This window comes from uncultured Campylobacter sp. (genome assembly GCF_905372745.1).
Taxonomy (GTDB): Bacteria; Campylobacterota; Campylobacteria; order Campylobacterales; family Campylobacteraceae; genus Campylobacter_A.
This window is the reverse complement of record NZ_CAJPQR010000011.1, coordinates 1-20,536: the sequence shown is the minus strand read 5'-3', so window position 1 is coordinate 20,536 and position 20,536 is coordinate 1. Positions and strand designations below refer to the sequence as shown.

20 protein-coding genes are annotated in these 20,536 nt (G+C 46.9%); 8 read left to right on the top strand and 12 right to left on the bottom strand.

Annotated elements, in window-relative coordinates:
- Positions 1-34 precede the first annotated feature (34 nt).
- Complete coding sequence (locus tag QZ157_RS04685) at positions 35-1,141, top strand: FtsW/RodA/SpoVE family cell cycle protein (protein ID WP_295142488.1); 1,107 nt, start codon at positions 35-37, stop codon at positions 1,139-1,141.
- A gap of 197 nt (positions 1,142-1,338) precedes the next feature.
- Here the strand turns inward: QZ157_RS04685 and kdsB are convergent, their stop codons facing one another.
- From kdsB to QZ157_RS04655, 6 genes are all read right to left on the bottom strand, one after another.
- Positions 1,339-2,058 (bottom strand): 3-deoxy-manno-octulosonate cytidylyltransferase, encoded by a 720-nt coding sequence (gene kdsB / locus QZ157_RS04680; protein WP_295142485.1) that lies wholly within the window; start codon positions 2,056-2,058, stop codon positions 1,339-1,341.
- Positions 2,055-3,515 (bottom strand): threonine synthase, encoded by a 1,461-nt coding sequence (gene thrC / locus QZ157_RS04675; RefSeq protein WP_295142482.1) that lies wholly within the window; start codon positions 3,513-3,515, stop codon positions 2,055-2,057. The genes kdsB and thrC overlap by 4 nt, the downstream gene beginning before the upstream one ends.
- Positions 3,512-3,814: a divalent cation tolerance protein CutA gene (gene cutA / locus QZ157_RS04670; protein ID WP_295142480.1), complete on the bottom strand. Its 303-nt coding sequence runs from the start codon at positions 3,812-3,814 to the stop codon at positions 3,512-3,514. Before cutA ends, thrC begins: the two co-directional genes overlap by 4 nt.
- 26 nt (positions 3,815-3,840) lie before the next feature.
- Positions 3,841-4,755: a tetraacyldisaccharide 4'-kinase gene (locus tag QZ157_RS04665; RefSeq protein WP_295142478.1), complete on the bottom strand. Its 915-nt coding sequence runs from the start codon at positions 4,753-4,755 to the stop codon at positions 3,841-3,843.
- Positions 4,748-5,884 (bottom strand): DegT/DnrJ/EryC1/StrS aminotransferase family protein, encoded by a 1,137-nt coding sequence (locus QZ157_RS04660; RefSeq protein ID WP_295142475.1) that lies wholly within the window; start codon positions 5,882-5,884, stop codon positions 4,748-4,750. The genes QZ157_RS04665 and QZ157_RS04660 overlap by 8 nt, the downstream gene beginning before the upstream one ends.
- A 306-nt stretch (positions 5,885-6,190) precedes the next feature.
- Positions 6,191-6,946 (bottom strand): NAD+ synthase, encoded by a 756-nt coding sequence (locus tag QZ157_RS04655; protein ID WP_295142472.1) that lies wholly within the window; start codon positions 6,944-6,946, stop codon positions 6,191-6,193.
- Between the two features lie 116 nt (positions 6,947-7,062).
- Here QZ157_RS04655 and QZ157_RS04650 point away from each other — a divergent pair, with 116 nt between their 5' ends.
- Positions 7,063-7,680 carry an MBL fold metallo-hydrolase gene (locus QZ157_RS04650; protein ID WP_295142469.1) on the top strand — a complete coding sequence of 206 codons (618 nt, stop codon included), beginning with the start codon at positions 7,063-7,065 and terminating at the stop codon, positions 7,678-7,680.
- Positions 7,681-8,399: 719 nt separating this feature from the next.
- Here QZ157_RS04650 and QZ157_RS04645 read toward each other — a convergent pair.
- Complete coding sequence (locus tag QZ157_RS04645) at positions 8,400-9,008, bottom strand: YigZ family protein (RefSeq protein ID WP_295142467.1); 609 nt, start codon at positions 9,006-9,008, stop codon at positions 8,400-8,402.
- 97 nt (positions 9,009-9,105) lie between these two features.
- Here QZ157_RS04645 and QZ157_RS04640 point away from each other — a divergent pair, with 97 nt between their 5' ends.
- The 6 genes from QZ157_RS04640 (at position 9,106) to QZ157_RS04615 (ending at position 15,446) form a co-directional block, all read left to right on the top strand.
- A complete protein-coding gene (locus QZ157_RS04640; protein WP_295142465.1) occupies positions 9,106-10,689 on the top strand; it encodes a cyclic peptide export ABC transporter in 1,584 nt (527 codons plus the stop codon).
- 55 nt (positions 10,690-10,744) lie between these two features.
- Positions 10,745-11,014: a DUF2470 domain-containing protein gene (locus QZ157_RS04635; protein ID WP_295142463.1), complete on the top strand. Its 270-nt coding sequence runs from the start codon at positions 10,745-10,747 to the stop codon at positions 11,012-11,014.
- A gap of 12 nt (positions 11,015-11,026) precedes the next feature.
- Complete coding sequence (locus QZ157_RS04630; RefSeq protein WP_295142460.1) at positions 11,027-12,250, top strand: radical SAM protein; 1,224 nt, start codon at positions 11,027-11,029, stop codon at positions 12,248-12,250.
- Positions 12,247-12,756, top strand: a complete 510-nt coding sequence (locus QZ157_RS04625) for a flavodoxin family protein (protein WP_295142457.1) — start codon at positions 12,247-12,249, stop codon at positions 12,754-12,756. Before QZ157_RS04630 ends, QZ157_RS04625 begins: the two co-directional genes overlap by 4 nt.
- Before the next feature lie 640 nt (positions 12,757-13,396).
- Entirely contained in the window at positions 13,397-14,230 is an 834-nt protein-coding gene (gene galU / locus QZ157_RS04620) for a UTP--glucose-1-phosphate uridylyltransferase GalU (RefSeq protein WP_009492940.1), read from the top strand.
- The gene (locus QZ157_RS04615; RefSeq protein WP_295142452.1) at positions 14,217-15,446 is read left to right on the top strand and encodes a glucose-6-phosphate isomerase; all 1,230 of its coding nucleotides are present in this window, start codon (positions 14,217-14,219) and stop codon (positions 15,444-15,446) included. The genes galU and QZ157_RS04615 overlap by 14 nt, the downstream gene beginning before the upstream one ends.
- 845 nt (positions 15,447-16,291) lie before the next feature.
- On the opposite strand, the gene thiF is transcribed toward QZ157_RS04615, so the two are convergent.
- The 5 genes from thiF to QZ157_RS04590 form a co-directional block, all read right to left on the bottom strand.
- Positions 16,292-17,146: a sulfur carrier protein ThiS adenylyltransferase ThiF gene (gene thiF, locus QZ157_RS04610; protein WP_295142449.1), complete on the bottom strand. Its 855-nt coding sequence runs from the start codon at positions 17,144-17,146 to the stop codon at positions 16,292-16,294.
- 93 nt (positions 17,147-17,239) lie between these two features.
- Positions 17,240-17,809, bottom strand: a complete 570-nt coding sequence (locus tag QZ157_RS04605) for a hypothetical protein (RefSeq protein WP_295142446.1) — start codon at positions 17,807-17,809, stop codon at positions 17,240-17,242.
- A gap of 216 nt (positions 17,810-18,025) precedes the next feature.
- Complete coding sequence (gene ribD / locus QZ157_RS04600) at positions 18,026-19,114, bottom strand: bifunctional diaminohydroxyphosphoribosylaminopyrimidine deaminase/5-amino-6-(5-phosphoribosylamino)uracil reductase RibD (RefSeq protein WP_295142444.1); 1,089 nt, start codon at positions 19,112-19,114, stop codon at positions 18,026-18,028.
- Between the two features lie 500 nt (positions 19,115-19,614).
- Positions 19,615-19,893 carry a type II toxin-antitoxin system RelE/ParE family toxin gene (locus QZ157_RS04595; protein WP_295142442.1) on the bottom strand — a complete coding sequence of 93 codons (279 nt, stop codon included), beginning with the start codon at positions 19,891-19,893 and terminating at the stop codon, positions 19,615-19,617.
- Positions 19,887-20,129 (bottom strand): hypothetical protein, encoded by a 243-nt coding sequence (locus QZ157_RS04590; RefSeq protein ID WP_295142439.1) that lies wholly within the window; start codon positions 20,127-20,129, stop codon positions 19,887-19,889. The genes QZ157_RS04595 and QZ157_RS04590 overlap by 7 nt, the downstream gene beginning before the upstream one ends.
- Positions 20,130-20,536 lie beyond the last annotated feature (407 nt).

Below are 20,536 nucleotides of genomic sequence, written 5' to 3'. Positions count from 1 at the left end.
TAAAATGCTATAATCGCTCAAAAAAGGCAAATTTTTGATAAGACTCGATAGGCGAATTTTAACCCATTTTGACTTCGTTCAGCCGTTTTTGATACTTCCTATTATTATTTTATCATACATTTTGGTTTCTGAGGCAAATTCTATCCTAGCCGGCAAGCAGCTTGTATATTTCGGCGTGGGTCTAGCTGCGTTTTTATTTTTCTTTTTGCTCCCCATTCGCAAGATCGCCTGGCTCATACCGCTATTTTACTGGATTTGCGTCGTGCTGCTTATTTGCGTCGATCTTTTTGGCGCAAGCAAACTGGGCGCAAAAAGATGGCTTGAGTTTCCTTTTATCCACTTTACGCTTCAGCCATCAGAGATCATGAAACCGGCGCTTCTTTTGATGCTAGGCTACCTCATAAAACAGCACCCGCCCGGCGAAGAGGGGTACGGACTTAAAGATTTTGGACGGCTTAGCCTTTACATCCTTTTGCCTTTCGTGCTGATTTTAAAAGAGCCTGATTTAGGCACCGCTTTGATACTACTCATCGTGGGCTACGCCGTGCTTTTTATCATCGGGGTAAATAAAAAAATCTGGTTTGCGATATTTGCGGGGATTTTGCTCGCCGCCCCCTTGATTTACGAAAATTTGCACGATTATCAAAAAAAGCGCATTACCGATTTTTTAAGCGAGGAGTCTAACTACCACGTACGCCAAAGCATCATCGCTATCGGCAGCGGCGGACTAAAGGGCAAACCAAAAGACGAAGCTACGCAGACGCATTTTAAATTTTTACCCATTTCCACTAGCGATTTTATTTTTGCTTACACGATCGAGCGATACGGATTTTACGGCGGGCTTGCGCTACTTAGCTTTTACGGCGCGCTGATAGCTCATCTGCTCAGCCTAAACTACGGGCTAAAAGATGATTATTTCACCCAGACCATGACGTCTGGGATTGGGATACTCTTGTTTATCTACGTTAGCGTAAATATCATGATGACGATAGGATTTGCGCCGGTGGTGGGCATCCCGCTGCCGTTTTACAGCTACGGCGGCAGTAGCTTCGTTACTTTTATGTGCCTTTTTGGGATTTTGCAAAATTTGCTAGCTTTTCGCTTTGATCCGACCTATAGGCTGGTTAAATTTAAAATTTAACCGACGTATTTTATCTTTGCGGCGCGGCGGCCTTAAGCGCCGTACGAAAGCTCTAGGGTGAGTTTCATTAGGCAAATTTGACCCGCGGACTCTTGCCTACGAGGCGGCTTACGAGAGCATAGCCGTAGCATTTACTCCATAGTAAATTTTACTAGCCTCGGTTTTAGTCAAATTTAGCTTTTTTATCGCTTGCGGTCTTAGCTGACGCTAATGCCGAATTTCGCTCGCGCCCTTTGCAGATCCTCCTCGCAGTCGATACCGATGCTGTCGCTTTGCACTTCGAGCATGAGGATTTTCTCGCCGTTTGATAGAGCGCGCAGTTGCTCGAGCTTTTCGGTATTTTCGAGAGTCGACGGCGCAAATGAGCAAAATCTTTTTAAATTTGCCGCGCTGTAGCCGTAGATGCCCAGATGCGCCTTGTACGCGTCAAACGGCGCGCGGTCAAACGGGATGCGCGAGCGCGAAAAATAAAGCGCGTAGCCCGCGTCGTCGGTCACGACCTTGACCAGGTTTTTATCGTCCGCTAGCTCGCTGCCGACAAATTTAAAACACGAAAACATAAATGCTCTCTCCGCGTTTTTCTCGCAAAATTCTCTAAATTTGACGATATTTTCAGGCTCGATAAAGGGCTCATCGGCCTGCACGTTTATGATGATTTCGCTATCTTTGACACCGAGTATTCCCGCAGCTTCGTTGATGCGGTCGGTTCCGCTTTGATGCGCCTGGCTCGTCATCACGGCTTTAAAGCCGAATTTTTGCGCGATCTGCACTACGCCCTCGTCGTCTGCGGCGATCACGACTTCGTCCGCCGCACTCACCTTGCGCGCCGTAGCGACAAACATCGGCACGCCGTTTATCTCGCGTAAAATTTTATTAGGCATTCGCGTCGAGGCGAGCCTTGCAGGGATGATGATCATCGCTCGATCCAGGCTAAAATTTTAGCCTCTATATCGCTTTTTGCGGCGATTTCGTTATGCACGGCGGCTTTTGTAAAGAGCGACCTTATCGCGCCTGGCACTTCGTCGTTAAACTCCGCTGCCAAGGCCTTAAGCCCGCTTTTTTCGTCTTTTAGTGTTTCATTTTTTAGCGCCTTAAACATACTCGGAGCAAATTTGACCCAGTGCGCGGTCGATGTTATCACGCACGGACGCGCTAAATTTGCCGCCGCTTTAAAGCAAGTAGCCGTGTGAGGATCGACTGCGACGCCTTTTGCCGCCCACTCTTTTATAAATTTCTCACACTCCTCGTCGCTGCAAAAATCAGCGTCAAAGTCCTCTTTTAGCGCGTCTAGCTCGCTATTTGAAAGCTCGTAAAAGCCATCGCTAGCAAGATTGTCCATAAGTTCCTTAGTTCGCACAGCGCCAAATTTATCAAAGAGCAGCCTCTCGACGTTTGAAGAAACCAGGATATCCATGGCTGGACTGATCGTCTTAACCAGGCTTTTGCCGCGCAGATCGTATCGCCCCTGCGTGAAAAACTCAGTCAGGATGTTGTTTGCGTTTGAGACGATTTTGATTTTGCCGATTTTCGCGCCCATTTTTTTAGCGTAGTATGCGCCTAGGGCGTTGCCGAAGTTACCGCTAGGCACGACGATGTCAAATTCGCCCTTTAGCGCGCCCGTTTTTAGCAGGTAGACGTGGGCGTAAACGTGATAGATGATCTGAAACAAAATTCGCCCGAAATTTACCGAATTTGCCGCCGAGAGCGAGAGTCCGGCAGCGCTTAGACGCTCTTTAAATTTATCGCTAGCAAGCAAGCTTTTTAGCGCGCGTTGCGCATCGTCGAAGTTGCCCTCGATGCCGATTACTTTGAGGTTTGCAGCATCTGCGTTGATCATTTGTAGGCGCTGCACCTCACTCGTACCGTCTTTTGGATAGAGGCAGACCACCTTGACGCCGGGCGCGTCCGCGAACGTCTCTAGCGTCGCAGGTCCCGTGTCGCCGCTAGTCGCGCACATTATGAGGTATTTTTCGCCTCTTTTTGCGGCTAGCTCGCTAAGCAGCGCGCCAAACGGCTGTAGCGCCATATCCTTAAACGCGCGCGTAGGACCATGATAAAGCTCGTTTACGTAGAGGTTTTCGCCGATTTTTCGCACTTGCACAGGATTTTGCGGATCGTCAAATCTCTCGTACCGCTTCACCGCCCTCTCAAACATCGCCGCATCCGCGTCAAATCCAAATTTCTCTATAATTTTCAGAGCGATTTGCGCGTATGTTAAATTTACCGCCTCCGCAAAAAATTTATCGTCCAGTCGCGGCAACTCTGTCGGTGCGTAAAGCCCACCGTGAGCGGAGCTAGGGCTCAGTAGCGCTTGGCTAAATTCTACGCTTTTTAGGCTCTCGCCCTCGCTTGCTCTAGTTTGAAATAACTTCATTTACTTTCCTTTTTTATCCATTTTTTGTATTTTTTACTAGCTTTATCCGCCTTAAAAGCCACAATCTCGGGCAGCTCGTAGTCGTGATGTTTTGCGATAAATTTAGCAACTTTTTTAAATTTAACCGCGGTTTTTACGAGCAAAACCCGCTCCTTTTCGTCCTTTACCTCGCCGTCCCAAAAATGAACGCTATTTGTCTTAAAAACGCTGACGCAAGCGGCAAATTTAGCTTTTACGAGCTTTTTGGCTAGAGCTTTGGCTGCGGCCTTATCGGCGCAAGAAGTTAGTACGAATTTCATTAAAGCGTCCTAAAATTTTTAGCAGATTATAGAATTTTCTCTTTGATAATTCGTTTAAATTTATCCGCCAGCGTCGTTTTTAGCGCGATGACGGAGAGCGGCAGACCAAATTCATCCATCTTTACGGCATCTTTTCGCGTAACCAAAAGCGAGGTCGCGCCGTAGCGCCCTAGTATACTCCCTAGCTCGTCCCGCGAAAACGCGTAGTGATCGGGATAAATTTCGCACCCTACGCAAAGGCTAAAATAGGGCTCCAGGCGCTGCGGATTTGCGATAGCAGTCACCAAAACCATCTTTGGCGTCTGGTTTAAAATTTCGCTTGTGCGCGTAAAGTCCTCGCCCTCTTTTACGACGTAGTCGGCTTTGGCGTAAAATTTGCTCGGGTAGCGATACGCGCCGCTAGGTAGGACGAAATCAAAATACGGCTTTGCGGATGGGCGGATCAGGACGTTAAATTTTTTGATGTGAAATTTGCCGAAGCCGTCATCGAGCAGTACGTACTTTGCGCCTATTTTTTTGGCCTCGTTTATGGCGATGTCGCGGTTTTCGCTCACGATGACGTTTGCGTTTTTCACGCTTTTTGCGTACTCCATCGCCTCGTCGCCGCTAGCCGTGACGCCCACCAAAATTTCGCCCGAGATCGCGACCTTGACGAGTCCGCTTGAAGCTCTGCCGTAGCCTCGCAAAATGACGACGCCGCCCTCAAATTCGTTTAATATAGAAATACCAAGCGGCGTCTTTCCGCTGCCGCCTAGAATTAAATTTCCGATGCTGATAATCGGCAAGCCAAAATCCTCGGCTCGGCTAAATTTAGCCTTTAAAATCACGCCCGCGCAGTAAAGCGCGCTTAATGGCAAAAGCGCTATAGCTAGGCACTTTTGCCATAAATTCGGAGCGTAAAAATACTCCTGCGCAAAGGCGTAAATTTGGCGCTTAAGCACGAGTTCTAGCTATCTCCAGCATAGTCTCGCACACGCGGTGCGCCTCCTCGTCGCTAAGCGCGTTATAAACCGGAAGCGAAAGCACCTGCTGATACGTCCTTAACGCGTTAGGAAAAGAATTTACCTTAAGCGAATATTTACTTTTATAGTAGCTTAAAAGATGCATAGGCTTATAGTGAAGCGCCGTGTGAATGCCGCGCTCTAGCAGCTCTTTGGCAAACCCGTCGCGATTTTTGTCGATTTTGATGATGTACTGGATATATATGTGATCGCGTTTTTTGATCGGAAGCGAGACGTGCGGGCAGTCTGCTAGCGCCTCGTCGTACAGCGCGGCGATAGCGCGGCGACGCTGGATAAATTTATCGTTTTTTTCAAACTGAGCCATCGAGTATGCGGCGCAAAGTCCGGTTAGATCATACTTCACGCCGATATCCACGACGTCGTAGATATAGCCTAGGTTGCCGTCTTTATCTATGCCGCCTTTTACGATGGCATAGTTGCGTAGCAGCCTAGCGCGCTCGGCGATAGCATCGTCGTTAGTGAGCATAAATCCCGCCGTCGCGATTGGATTAGTCATTTGCGAATGCATATTAAAGCAAGAGACTAGCGAGCGCTTATCAGAGCCGATTTTGACGCCGTTATACGTTAGTCCTATAGATTTTCCCGCATCGCTTAGCACTTTTATTTCGTATTCGTTAGCGATGTCGTATATCTCGTCCATATCGGCAGCCTGCCCGCCTATATGATTTACGAAGATTCCTTTTAGCTTTTTGTGATTGTGGATTTTTAGCGTATTTCTTAGAGACTCGGCGTTCATATTAAAGTCGTCTTCGTTTATATCGACAAATATCGGCTCGGCGTCAAAATGCCTAATCGCCTGCGCGACGCTAGGGGTAGAATTTACCGAGCAGATGATCTTATCGCCGCGCTTTAGATCCATCGAACAAAGCGCCAGATGATGCGCCGCGCTGTTGTTATTCGTCGTTATGGCGTGCTTGACGCCAAAATACTCCTGTAGCTCGCTCTCAAATCTTCCCACGATCGCCGAGCCGTGGTCTTTTAGCGCCTCTTTGATGAGATTTATCTCCGTATCGTCGATAGACGGTCTAAAAAACGCTATTTCTTCCATTCTGACCTCCTTATTTTTATTTTTTACCTTTTCTTGTTTTTAATATCGACCGACTTTAGCGCGAGATTTTATGATTTTACGCTCGTTTAAATCAGCCCCTTATGTTTTTCCGCTCGCATCAAACGACGCGTCCAAGCCGCCAAACTAGCACTTGCCGCCGCGAGATTAAATCAAACTTGCGAGCAAATTTAATCTGCGCTCGCTGCCGCGAGCCTGTATTTTCTCGTTTTAGGGCGTTTTACCGTTTATATAGCAAAAAGTCTCAGCTAAATTTACGCGCCAAAACCGGTAAATTTAGCTCAAATTTTACTCGTCCTCTAGGCTAGCAATTGGCGGCAACGAGAGCTTAAATTTATTTGCTCTCATTCTTGAAAACACCGTAGAGACGAGCTTTTGATCAAATTCTCGCGCCAGTTCAGCCTCGCTTTTACTCTGCGTCAGACGTAAAACTTCATCCAGCCGCTCGTAGCTATAGCCTATATCAACCTCGTCGCTTTGCCCTTCCCAAAGGTCGGCAGACGGGGCTTTTGCGATGATTTTTTCATCGATGCCTAGTTCGCGCGCCAGCTCGTAAATTTCAGTCTTAAAAAGCTCGCCGATCGGATTTAGCGCGCACGCCATATCGCCGTAGATCGTACCGTATCCAAGAAGGCGTTCGCTTTTGTTGCTAGTACCCACAACTAGCGCGTTTATCTTTGCCGAATAGTCATAAAGCAGGCACATCCTGGCTCTTGCGCTTAGGTTTCCCATACGCAAATTTGACAGCGGCTCGCCGATTTGCGCGGTAAAACTATCCAAAATCGGCTGGATTTCGATGATTTTATGCGTTATTTTTAGATCTTCGCAAAGCTTTAGCGCGTCACTTAAATTTCGCTCGTTTGAGTACTTCGTCGGCATCAAAAGCGCATGCATTTCAAAGCCCGTGCGCGCGCAAAGAGCGGCTACAACGGCAGAGTCCAGACCGCCGCTAACGCCCAAAACAAAACCATTTGCGCCGCTTTTTTTAAGGTAGCTCGTCAAAAATTCTACGATTTTCTCGCTAATCTTCGCCCAATCTCTCATCGTCTCCGCCGTCAAATTTAACTTTTTTCTTAATTATACATTTATAATTATAAATTTAACTTTTAAGCTTAAAAAATATACAATCTATTTTAATTAAAATTTACAAAAGGACTAGCTTGAAAATTTTATCAAAACCATGCGGCGATTATCAAACTAATTGCTACGTAATATCCAAAAATGGGCGTGAAATCATCATTGATGCGGGACAAGATTCGTTTAATTACGTTTGCGAAATTTCACACGCTCCACTCACGATACTAAACACGCACGGACACTTTGACCATATTTTTGACTGCGCCCGCTTAAAAAATTTTTTTAATATTTCTACGCACATTCATAATAACGATGCCTTTATGCTAAAAGACGACGTTTGGGGCGCAGGATACGAGACGACCGACGAGGCGATCTGCGTAGGCGGAGCGAAATTTGAGGACGCTAAATTTAAGATAGAAGACTTTGAGATCGAGTTTATGCATTTTCCGGGACATACGCCGGGATGCTGTATGGTGCGCGTGGACGACGTTATTTTTAGCGGAGACTTTTTATTTAAAGGCTCGATCGGACGCTATGATTTTTTGTTTTCAAACGCCGAGGATATGCGCCAAAGCCTGCTAAAATGCAAAAAAATGCAGGGGGATTTTACGCTTTATCCCGGACACGGCGAAAAAACGACGCTAAAAGCCGAGCAGGCAAATTTGGACTTTTGGTTAAAGCGGCTAGACGGACGGTTTTAGATTTTTATCAAAATGTTCGCTGCGCTAAGGCGGCTTTTGCGGCTCGGTTAAATTTAGCCGTTAAATCGCGACGGCTAGGTTAAATCAACCAAAATGCGCTAAGAATAAAATTTGGCGACGCAGCAAAAGGACTTAAATTTATAAAATACAACTTGGCGCCATCACTTAAGCTTAGTTTTAGATTCTTGCCCTCGTCCGACTTGTACGTATTAAATTTGACGCTTTAATTTAGCACGGACAGGGTGCGAAATATCCAAGCGTCTGAGTAAATTTACCCTGCTTTACGACCAAAATTTAATGCCTCATTTCAAAAAATCCGATAAAATCTAAAATTTCGCCGTCAAGAAATAAAACTCAAAGACGGTGCTTTTAAAACGGTCTAGGCGGCTTTGGCGTCGCCCGTGCAGATCTGCTCTTTTGGTTTGCGTCGCCCGCACAAGCGCTAACCGCCTGCCCGCAAGCTAACGTTTTGCCAAGCATTTTTGCTTCTTGCGGCTTAAATTTTTGATTAAATTTGATTCGGGCAAATTTTGAACGTAAAGCGATAAGGCCAAGTATTTTATAGAAACATTTTGCTTCGCAAAAACGCTACGCTTGTTTTGAGATGGATTTGAATGTTGTGAAGCAAAAATGAGCAAGGCTAACCAAATAGGTTGCCGCAGCGATATTTTTGCAAGCTCATTCAAAGACGCTCAAAAGACGAGCCGTTATCCCCAAAATCATAGAGGCAAGGCGTAAAATTTAAACCCTTCTTGCTCAAACCCACTCGCAAATGCCTGAAATTCCTCAAATTCGGCGCTGTTAAACTCCGCTCGCCAGATCGCGCCCTCCTCGTTAAATTCGCGCTCAAAGCTTAAATTTCGCTTTTCAAAATAGTGCTCAAAGCGCGAGCCAAGCGCGTATGGCGTAAAAAACAGGCAAAGCGATTTTATCTCAAATTTAGCCAGCGCGCCGCAGGCCGAGGCCTCCTCTATTGCCGCGTTTACCGCTGCGCCATACGCTCGCACGAGTCCGCCCGTGCCTAGCTTTATCCCGCCGAAATACCGAACAATGAGCGCGCCCGCGTTTACGAGCTGGGCGCCTCTGAGCGCGTTTAGCGAGGGCTGTCCGCTCGTGCCCTTTGGCTCGCCGTCGTCGCTTTGATTTTCTACTATCTGACCGTAGCCGTTTCGCTCGCGCAGCGCCCACACGACGTGCGCGGCCTTTGGATGCTCGGCCTTTAGGCGCTCGTGCAAGGCCTTAAACTCCGAAATAGGGCACAAAAAACACAAAAACGTCGATTTTTTGGCTTCAGTTTTGGTCGATACGACCCGCAAAACCGTTTGCAATTTTCTCCTTTAAATAAAGCCAGATTTTAGCGAAATTTTAAAAATATTCTTATAAAATGGCGGCTAAAATGAAATAAGCTCTCAAAAAAGAATGAAAATGTTTAAAAAAATCTCAAAAAAAACGCTTTGGCAAATCATCGCTATGATCGTATCTAGCGCCGTTTTTAGCGGCTCGGGGATCCTAATACTAGCCTTTATAAACAAATACCTCTTAAATTTAAAAGAACAAGACACCCAAATTTTGCTCGCGTTTTTCGCGCTTTTGATTTTGTTTTTGGGCTTTTCGGTGCTCTCGCGCATCGCTCTTAGCGTGATCGGCAACGATTTTGTCTACGAACTGCGCACCAAAACGATAAAAAGGATTCTAGATACCGCAAATCAAAAAATCGTAGCCGCGGGCAAGTCGAATTTGATCGCCTCGCTCTCAAGCGACGTGCGCAGCCTAACCGACGGCTTTATGCAGGTGCCAAGCATCATCCAAGGCGTGCTCATCATCGGCGCGACGGGTGCTTATGTGCTATATATCTCGGCCGAGATTTTCGTGTTTTTGGTGCTTTGGACGGGCGCGGCGACGTGGATCTGCAAGCGCTCGATCAAAAATATCCACAAATACTTCGAGCAATACCGCAAGTGCGAGGACGCGCTATACCGCGACTATCAGACCTGCATCGAGGGGCATAGGGAGCTTAGCTTAAATTTAGCCCGTGCGAAGCGACTTTTTCTGGAGCGTTTCATACCCAACGCAAAAAGCCTGCGCGAAAATATCGTAAAAGCTGAGATCCATCAGTCCTTTATGAGCAACTGGCTAAACACCGTGATGCTGGGCGCCGTGGGCATCGAGATATATTTTTGCCTAGCTTGCGGCGCCGCAAGCCTACAAGACGCGATCACGGTGGCTTTGGCGATACTTTTTTTGCGAGCGCCTCTCATGATGCTGCTTTACTCCGTGCCTAGCGTCTTTCGCGCGCGTATCGCCTACGAGCGGCTAAAAAAGCTAGACCTAGCACCCTTTGAGCCGGAATTTGAGCTAGGCGAGACAACTCCGCAAATTTGGCAAAAACTACGCCTAAAAGATATAAATTTCGCCTACGACGAGGGGAGCGAATTTGCGTTAAAAGATATAAATTTAGAGATCAGACGCGGCGAGACGGTGTTTTTGATCGGCAAAAACGGAAGCGGCAAAAGCACGCTGTTTATGATTTTAGCGGGGCTTTTAGCGCCAAAAAGCGGCGAGATGTTCGCCGACGACGTCAAGATTACCGAGTCAAATTTAAAAAGCTACGCAAATACGATCAGTGCTGTGTTTAGCGACTTTTATCTCTTTGACGAGGTTATGAGCGACGACGAGGCGCTGATAGAGGTGCTGCTAAAAAAGATGTCGATAGAAAATAAAGTAAGCGTCAAGGACGGAAAATTTAGCACGCTAAATCTCTCTCAAGGCCAGAAAAAGCGCCTTGCGATGGTCGCGGCGCTGCTTGAAAAGCGCAAATTTTTGATCCTTGACGAGTGGGCGGCCGATCAAGACCCAGAGTTTAGGCGGCATTTTTACACTGAGTTTTTACTGGGGCTTAAGGCGCAAGGCTACACGATTTTTGCGATCAGCCACGACGATGCGTATTTTGACGCGGCAGATAAAATTTACGAGATAAAAAACGGGCGAATCGTGCTTGTTAAGGGCTAAAATTCAGCTAGAAACGGTTAAAATAACAAATATCATTTTTAACTAAGGAGATAATATGAAGCTGGACGAAGAAGCAAGAGAAGCCAAAGAGATGGCGCTAGGAATGATGAACGATAACTTCATCGGCATTACCGAGGATATGTGCGCGAGATTCGGCGGCTTTACCAACCCGCAAAACGTCAAAATGACCGACATCACCGAGGACGGCATGCATATCGCCTGCGACGAGGGCGAGGTGTTCGTACCGTTTGAGAAAAAAGCCGAACTAACGGTCGAGAGCCTACGCGACGAAGTCATAAATATAGTAAATAGTATGGAAAACTAGCGGCGGCGCGAAATGTTTGAAATCAGACAAAAGGGGCACGCAGGGCCGACGCGTCCCAAAAAAATAAAAATGGCGACTAACGCCGAGGTGGAGAAATTTTTAACCGAGGAGCTGCCCGCGCAAAAAGACGGCGTGATCTATATCCACGTGCCTTTTTGCGATAATATCTGCTCGTTTTGCTCGATGAACCGCACGAAACTAGAAGACGAGCTAGACAGCTACGCGCAGTATCTGCTGGGCGAGACCAGGAAATACGGCAAATTTCCGTATCTGCAAGCTAAAAATATCCGCAGCGTATATTTTGGCGGCGGCACTCCGACGATACTAAAAGAAAAGCACCTAGAACCGATCATCACGGCTCTGCGATCAAATTTTAATATCTCGGACGACTGCGAATTTAGTCTAGAAACCACGCTGCATAATCTAAATTTGAGCAAAGTACGCCTACTAGAAAGCCTAGGCGTAAACCGCTTTAGCATCGGCGTGCAGACGTTTTCGGACAAAGGTCGCAAACTGCTAAACCGCGTCCACGACAAAAAAGGCGCGATAGAGCACCTAAAAATGATCAAGCAAAATTTTAGCGGCATGGTTTGCACGGATATTATATTTAACTACCCTGAGCAAACGATAGACGAAGTGCTAGAAGACGCGCGCCTAGTAGATGAGCTAGAAATCGACAGCACGAGCTTTTATTCGCTTCAGCTTTTTGAAAAATCGCAGCTCGCAAAGACCGTAACGCAGGACTACTACGACGTGAACTACGAGCACGAGCTACACAACGCTTTCTTTGAAAAGCTGCTAGGCACGGGCAACTACGAGGTGCTAGAGCATACTAAATTTAACCGCATCGGCCGCGACCGCTATCAGTATATCCGCCTAAGCCACCAAGGCGCCGATATCCTGCCACTAGGAAGAGGCTCGGGCGGAAGGCTAGGCTACTACGACATCTATAACGCTAAAGAAAAAATGCGTATGATAAACAAAGTAGACGACAAACAGCGCGCCGAGGGACGGCTAAAAAGCCTCTTTATGTACCCGAAAATCGACCTCGCGCAGGTAAAAAGCCTGGTTGAGGGCGAGACGTTTGACGCGCTAACGGAGTTTTTCAAAAAATGCGAGAGCAAAGGCTATATGCGCATAGAAAACGGTTTTTTAAACTACACGATCGACGGCGTATTTTGGGGTATGTCGATCGGCACCGAAGTAGCAAATATCTCACAAAAGGACTTTGAATGAAAAAAATAGTTATCTACACGAGCGCGACGGGAAATACCGAGAAAGTCGGTCTTGCCATCGCAAACGAACTTGGCTGCAAAGCGGTCAAATTTACCGAGGATCTGCACCTAAATTTGGACAGTTACGACTTTATCGCGCTTGGATTTTACGTCGATAAGGGCGACGCGGAGCCTAAATTTAAACGCTTTTTGCGCGAGGTAAGGGGCAAGAAAGTCGGCGTATTTATGACGCTAGGCATGGATCCCGAGCACGAGCACGCGATGAACTGCCTAGAAAAAGCAAAAGTCGTATTGCGCGAGGGCGAAAATGAAATTTTACGCGAGTTTTACTGTCAGGGCGCGATCGATCCAAAGGTCATCGAGCAACTACGCAAAATGGGCGAAGCCGCACCAAACGACCCGCGCTACGCCGTAACCCCTGAGCGCGAAGCCAGATGGGCTAGAGCCGCAACTCACCCAGACGCAAACGACCTAGAAAACGCAAAGGCGGCGTTTAGAGGGATATAAATTTGCCGCCGCCCGGCAGTCAAATTTGCCCTAGCGGCGTAAATTTATGCGTTAAATTTAGAGTACTTATCTTTTAAATTCGCAAATTCACGTTTTATTTTTAGCTTTTATTTAAATTTATCGAGATTAAAATTTTGATAAATTTTACACACCGAAACTCGAGTCTTGAAAACGCGAAATTTAAATTGGTTAAATTTGATACTATCGTGCAGTGTATTTTTAAATTTAATTATTAAAATATGCGACGCTTTGCGCGAGCAAAGCAGTGTCGCCACCTTAAACGTGCAGTGGGGTTAGAGAGGGCTTGGGAGAGGAAGGGGCGACGCTCCGTAAGTAGAATCCCCTTCCTCTCCCAATAAAAGAGGAAAGCTTTAATTTTTTAGAAGCTACAAATACGTAAAGTTAAATTTGACGAAAATAAAATTAGCGCCATAAAGATGCAAATCTCGGCAAGTAAAATTTGTAATTTTAACTTCAAATTTGAACGTCAATAATTAAGGCAACGTATCGTGAGATGACTTTTAATGATTTCACTTCGTTGCCCTTGCAAGGCAAGCCGCAAATTTATCGCTAAATCCTCCTTAATACATTAAATAAGCCAAAACTCGCTATAATCTCCTAAAAAATCAAAAGGAAAATTATGATACAAACTTGTTTATTTCCGGCTGCGGGCTACGGCACGAGATTTTTGCCCGCGACTAAATCGCTACCAAAAGAGATGCTGCCGATCCTCACAAAACCGCTCATTCACTACGGCGTGGACGAGGCGCTAGAGGCCGGTATGAAAAACATGGCGTTTATAACCGGTCGCGGCAAGCGCGCGCTGGAGGATTATTTTGATATCAGCTACGAGCTCGAGCATCAGATATCTGGCACCAATAAAGAACACCTGCTAACTGAGATCAGAGAGCTGATGGCGCGCTGCACGTTTTCATTCACGCGCCAAGAGAGCATGAGGGGCCTAGGCAACGCCATCCACACGGGTAAAGTCCTCGTGCGAGACGAGCCGTTTGGCGTAGTGCTGGCCGATGACCTGTGCATCAACGAAGAGGGTGAAGGCGTGCTATCTCAAATGGTAAAAATTTACGAAAAATACCGCTGCAGCATCGTTGCCGTAATGGAAGTGCCGATCGAGCAGAGCAAAAACTACGGCATCGTCACGGGCCGCGCGATCGAGGACGATCTGCTGATGGTTAGCGACATGGTCGAAAAACCCGACCCTAAAGAAGCTCCGAGCAACCTAGCCGTCATCGGCCGCTACATCCTGACGCCTGATATTTTCACGATCCTAGAGCGCACCAAACCCGGCAAGAACGGCGAAGTGCAAATCACCGACGCGCTAAAAGAGCAAGCCAAAGACGGCATGGTGCTGGCGTATAAATTTAAAGGCAAGCGCTTTGACTGCGGTAGCGTCGAGGGCTTCGTGCAGGCGACAAATTTCTTCTACGAGCTAGGCAAAAATGCTAAAAAATGAGCTATTTTTCGAAAAAACGCCGCTAAGCGCGATCGGCTCCTACGCCAAACGCATGAACGACGAGCTAAAAGGCGGCGAGATCGGCTACTATCACCTGCCAGAAATCGGCGCAAATTTACTAAGCGAAATCGCCGAGTTTGAAACGACGCTCGCGCACGTAAAAAGCGTAGTGCTAGTAGGCATCGGCGGTAGCAGCCTGGGCGTCAAGGCGCTAAAAACGATGCTCTCAAGCGCTAAAAGGAGCCGCGAGCGTGAGCTTTATTTTCTCGATAACGTGGACGCCTTTAGCTTTGAGAGCGTTTGCGAAAACATCAAATTTGACGAAACGCTTTTTATCATCTCGTCAAAATCAGGCACTACGATCGAGACGATCACTCTGTTTAAGTGCATTTTGGAGCGCTTTAAGCCCTCAAATTTGAGCGCAAATTTCATCGTCATAACAGACCCCGCCTCGCCGCTAGAAGCCTACGCGAAGCAAAACGGCATCAAATTTTTTAATATACCTAAAAACGTCGGCGGTAGATTTAGCGTGCTTAGCGCGATCGGACTCGTGCCGCTGATGCTGTGCGGATACGACGCGGCGGCGCTACTGGAAGGCGCCAGGGCGTGTAAAAAGCGATTTTTAGAAGACGGCGACGATACGCTGCTACAAAAAGCCTACCACTACGCGACGCACAAAAACGCCAAAATCAACGTGATATTTAGCTACGGCGATAGATTTTTGGAGTTTAACGACTGGTACGTCCAGCTGTGGGCGGAGAGCCTAGGTAAGAAAAAGGGCTACAAACGCTACGGACTCACGCCCGTCGGACTCATCGGCTCGCGCGATCAGCACAGCTTTTTGCAGCTCATCATGGACGGCGTGAAGGACAAAACGGTAAGCTTCATCAAGGTAGCCGCCGCAGACTCAAACACGGCGATACCAAGCATTAGCCTAAACGGCCTTGAGGGCTGCGACTTTGTAAACGGGCTAAATTTGGGCGAGCTAATCAACGCCCAGTGCAGCGCCACCATGCATGCGCTCGTGCAAGAAGGCATCAGCGTAGACGTCATCGAGCTTGAGCGGTTAGACGAGGCGAGTGCGGGATTTTTGATTTATTATTTCGAGCTTCTCACGTCGGCTACTGGCATAATGCTAGGCATAAACACCTACGATCAGCCGGGCGTCGAGGTCGGTAAGCGCATACTAAAGACGATGCTAACGGCCGGAAAATAGCTCTCTAATCCCGGCTAAAACGGCTTTTGGCCGGGATTATAATTTTATCCGGGTCGGTTCTTGCGTTTAGATACCGAATTTACGGTAAATTTAAAAAGTAAACCCAAAAAACCGATCCTTAAAAAGCTGAATTTACCAAACGACGAATACGAATCATCCGTACCTTTCGCACGCTTCAAACGATATGTACCGCACGGCAAAATAAAACAAAAATCAAAGCAGCGCAAGCTAAAAGCATATGTTTGTTAAGTCGCTAATCCGTCACCGTAAGCCAAATCCCTATCCCGCCGGTATTTACGCGTATCATCGGCGCTAGAACGCACGCGACTTTAGCTCTCTCGCCGCGCCCAAGCTAAATTTATCGTAAAATGCGAGCCATAAACTAAACTACGAAATCGGTCGGCCTGCGGTAGATATCAAGTTTTTTGAGTTAAATTTAAGTAGGCATTAACCCTACGGCTTAGATTTACGCGTAGCAGCGCAAGCTAAAATAAATCAGGCCCATATAAACGTAGCTTGCAAGCACGGCTTATAACTCTCTAAAATTTTAAGCGAGTTAGCTTTAAATTTAGCGCACGAACGACATGCATACCATTTAAGGGCGCTCGCCTAAATTTAGCCTTCGCAAAAACCGCTTAAGAAAAACGAATTTAGTTTTTTTAGTTTTTAAATTTTAGCCCAAAATTACGCACCTACGGCGCTGGCTAAATTTATGCAAGAAGACCGGGCATAAATTTACCGGCCTATTTTGCCGCGCGGGCAGCCTTTAAAACACGCAAAACGGCAAAAGTAAAGCTAGCGGCTTTTTCCAAGCTCCGCCTGCGCAAATAAAACTAACGAAAAAACTAAACCTCCTCAAGCCCCATCAAAAGCCTGATAGCAAGGTTTGCCTCGTGATTTGCGCAGATCGCCACGCGCGCAGCCATGAGCCCCTGCCCTACGCCCGCAGCATTTTGCAGATCGCCGCACAGATAGACGTTTCTGGCAAATTTGACCGTTTTTATGAGATTTGAGCTAAAGTGCCCCGCCATGCCCGACGCCCCGACGATCTTTTTATCCCGCAGGCTCGCGCCCGCCTCGTTTACCATCATCGCCTTGCCCGCGACGTTGTCAAACGCCTCGCAGATGATGCTGCACGGCGCGAAAATCTCGGCGACGTTGGCAGCAGTTAGCGTCACGTCGTGCGTCACGACCTCGACAAATGGATTTACCTCAGCGATGAGCTCTTTTAGCGCGTCCGTCTTTTTCATGCCGATGTGGCGGACGAAGTACTGCTGGCGGTTTAGGTTGCTAGGCTCCACGACGTCAAAGTCGGCCAGTACGAGCTTGGCGACGCCCGTGCGGGCAAGGCTCAGCGCGATATTTGAGCCAAGACCGCCCAGCCCCGCCACACCCACGCAACCGCCAGCTAGCGCCGCGTTTAGCTCGGGGCTGTTTCTGGAGGCGATCATAGCTTTTAGCACTTCTCGCCCAGGCATCGCGCCACGCCTGATAAATACGACGTTTGAGCCGTCTTTTAGCTCCAAATTTTCCTTCGTCGCAAAGCCGTCGAGGATAAAGATATCAGGCTCACTCGCGTTAAATTCGGCTAGAAATTTATAAATCTCGCCGTTTTTATCGCCCAGAGCCTCGTTTTTTAGCTCATCCATCGTATTTGCCGCGACTTTAAATTTCGCTCCGTTTAGCGTTATCTCTTTCATTTTTCTCCTTTAAATTTACAAAATCATAGCGCAAATTTATAAAATATTTCGTTAAAAAGTCGGCGTAGTCGCGTTTTTAAATATTTGCGTAATCTACCGTACGCAAAATACGGGCGCTAGCTTTATCTTAAATTTTAGGTTTTGCCGTTTGCTTTTATATAAGATAAACGTAACTACTAGCGGCATAAAAAACAAGATAAATACCGCAATAAACTCAAGCAAACTTGCACGGTTTGACGCAAGCGCCATCGCGCCGGCAAAAGCCAAAAATCCGCTAATCCCAAAAGCGATGCCGAAAATTATTTTTTTAAACGGCGACATAACGGCCTTATTACGCTCACTTTTAATATCCTCATAGCTTTTTTGGCGTTTTTGAGCTATGGTTTGTAAGATGGCTTCATTAGGATTCGTTTCGGCGCAGGCTTTGCCTAATATATCGCTAATTTCAAACGCCAAATCAGTCAGCCGTTCGCGCCTTTTAGCAGATAGCGCTCCTGAAAAATTTATCTTTTGGATTTCGGTGCCTATTTCTTTTTGTATCTCTACGAGCCTATCAAACGACGCGCTATTTTCGCTTATTTTGAAAAAATCGGAACTATTTAATCCAAAATCGCAACTTGAGACGTATGTTACCGTTTTTACGTCGTATCCGCACCTTTGCAAAAAATCGCCTAGGCAAAATTGGGAGACTTGAGCTACGTTTTTTAAAATTGTTCCTTTTTAGCTGCGGCTATCTGCGCCTGCGTCATCTTTTTTGCCCCAAAGCTTTGACTTGAATAAATCCTAAATCCCCCGCCAAGACTTTTACTAAAGCTCAATCGCATACAAATCTCCCCGTTTTATAAGATGCCGCGCGTAATCAAAATTTTGAGACGAATTTTATAAACTCCGCCCAAATTTATACCACCCGTAAACGTCGCCGTCAAGCTCGCCGTGAAATAGCGGTTTGAGTTTTAAATTTAGCCTTACCGCAGGCGCGTCTAAAAGCTCGCTCGAGCGGTAGAGCAGCAGCCAATTTACGCGCTCATCTAGCGCTTTTAGCGCGTTTTCACCGCCCTCAAACATCGTTAAACGCGGCGCAAAGGCTTCGTTTATATCGCTCGTTACGCGCACGCTCCTGCCCGCCACGCCAAAAAGCGGTATAGACGCGTCAAACTCGCGCTCGCGCGAGTAGATCATCACGTTTGGGTTTTTACCGCCCTCTATCAGTCTGGTATCGAGCCTCGGGCGGTCGGCGCGGACGGTGGCGCCGCCGATAACTAGCAGCTCGGCCACGCTACGCAGGCGGTGAGAGTGGGTGCGGCTGGCTAGATTTGAGATGATTTTGCTCTGCGCGGTGCCTACTGCGACGCCGTTTGCGCTAAGGGCGAGCTTAAAAAAGCTAAAATTCCCCTTCTGCCACGATAAAAACGGCTCAACCAGATCGTCCGCCTGCTGCCTTAGTACGTCAAATTTGACCGCTACGCCGCCGCTTAGCAAGATATCCGTGCCGCCGCTAGCCACGGCGTTTTCGTCGCTTCTAGCGATAACGACTTCGGCAAATTTTAGCCGCCTTAAAAGCTCTGCGCATGGCGGAGTTTTGCCGCGGTGAGCGCAGGGCTCGAGCGTCACGTAGGCCTTGGCGCCTTTTAGCAGATCGTCGTGATTTTGCAGGATGTATTCATACGTGAAATTTGGCTCCAAGTCCGCATTTTCAAGCTCTGCGGCGTTTTCAAATTTGACGCCCAAAGCCGCATTGTAGTCTCGTAGAAAATTACTCAAAAACGTCTCACTTTTTTCGCAAAGCGCCAATAAAATCGCGCTTGGCTCGGCGTGCAAAAAGCCTGCCTTTTTATGCGCGGCTACCGAGAGCAGCCTACCGCCGGCATCTAAAACCGCGCAACCGACGGCGGGATTTGGGTAGGTTAAAATTTGAAACTCCCAAGCCTTTTTTATGGCTAGAGACATATAAAATTCGTCGTTTATCATCGCTTTTGCCTAGTTAAATTTGAGGTATTATACTAAAATTTGGCCCGTAGCTTACGGGCGAGTTTGATTAAATTTATGGAGGTACTTTAGTCGCTTTGCTCGGAGTCAAGGGTATTTGGCGCATAAATGTCATGTAGACTAAAATAAATGGTGGAAGCGAGGTTGTTCGATATTTAGCTTTAAATATCGTGTTTGTCGCACTTCTCTAAAAAATAAAGTCCATTTTTACACACTTAAAAACACATTCGCGGCACTTTACGAAGTTGTTAAAAAGTTTAAGCTAATCGGCGGTAAAAAATCGGTAATGAAAAGTTTAGTTTTCAATACAAAAACGCAGATATGCCCTAAAATAAGCACTTTGAGATTTAAGCATTTGCCGTTTTTAAGTTTCAAACGCTTAAACGGCTAAATTTTCTTAAGAATTGGGTATGTTTCACGGCTTTTTTGGCTCGAAACTTAATTAAGCTTAGTTTGTGAAACAAAAGCCGTTTTTATTCGTTTCACACCTGCCACTCGTTCGAGCCGTAAATCCCCAAAACATAAATAACGTCATCCTCTATCGCGTAAGGTATCACGTAGCTTTTAAAAATAAGGTCTCTGACGCGCTCATCGTCAAAGCTTGCGGACTTGCGATACATAAGAGGGCTGTCGCTTATTGCTTGTAGCTTTGCGATCAGCTTGTCTCTAAAATCTCGCGCCCTGCTCGGGCTATCTTTTGCAATAAAGCCAAATACCGTCTTTAGCTCGCGGTTAAATCTAGCCGTGCGCTTAATTACCATTTTTCCATCTCGGCTTTTAACGTCTCTAGCGGATAGGTTTCAAGCTCGCCGCGCCTGATCGCTTCTATGTCGGCTTTGTATCCGGCTATTCTTTGCTCCATTGTCTTGCCGTCGTCGTAGATCGGATAATCCTCGTCGATAATCAACTTTTGATTAGTCGTATCCGCTAACGCTTTACTTATCGCCACTATTTGGCTTATTAGCGTTTCGTCTGCTCGTATGGTTAGAGTTTGCATATCCTAGCCTTTGTTTTAAAATCCTATGAGCCATTTTAACCGCTTAGGGCTTAGGGTTTGTTAAAGCGGTCATTTCCGTAGCCGTTAAACCGTTTTGCGCTGATGGTAGCGATATTTACTTATCGGCTAGGCGGTCATTTTTTGCGCTCAAAAACGCGCTCAATTTTTCCGCCTAGTTTGGGATTGCTTCGATAAAATCGGGCTTTATCCGTCCGCCCTGCGCTCATTTTTCGCCGTTAAATTTTAGGTTTCATTGCTGTGGGTTAATCCCGCCATTAACGGCGCTTGGTGTTTCATTTATCACTTATCCGATCTATCGCTTAACATATCTTTTTTTTTTAAAAAAATACGGCGCGCAAAAAATGAAATGCACCCGGCCGATGTTTTGGCTACTCGGTCGTAGAGAT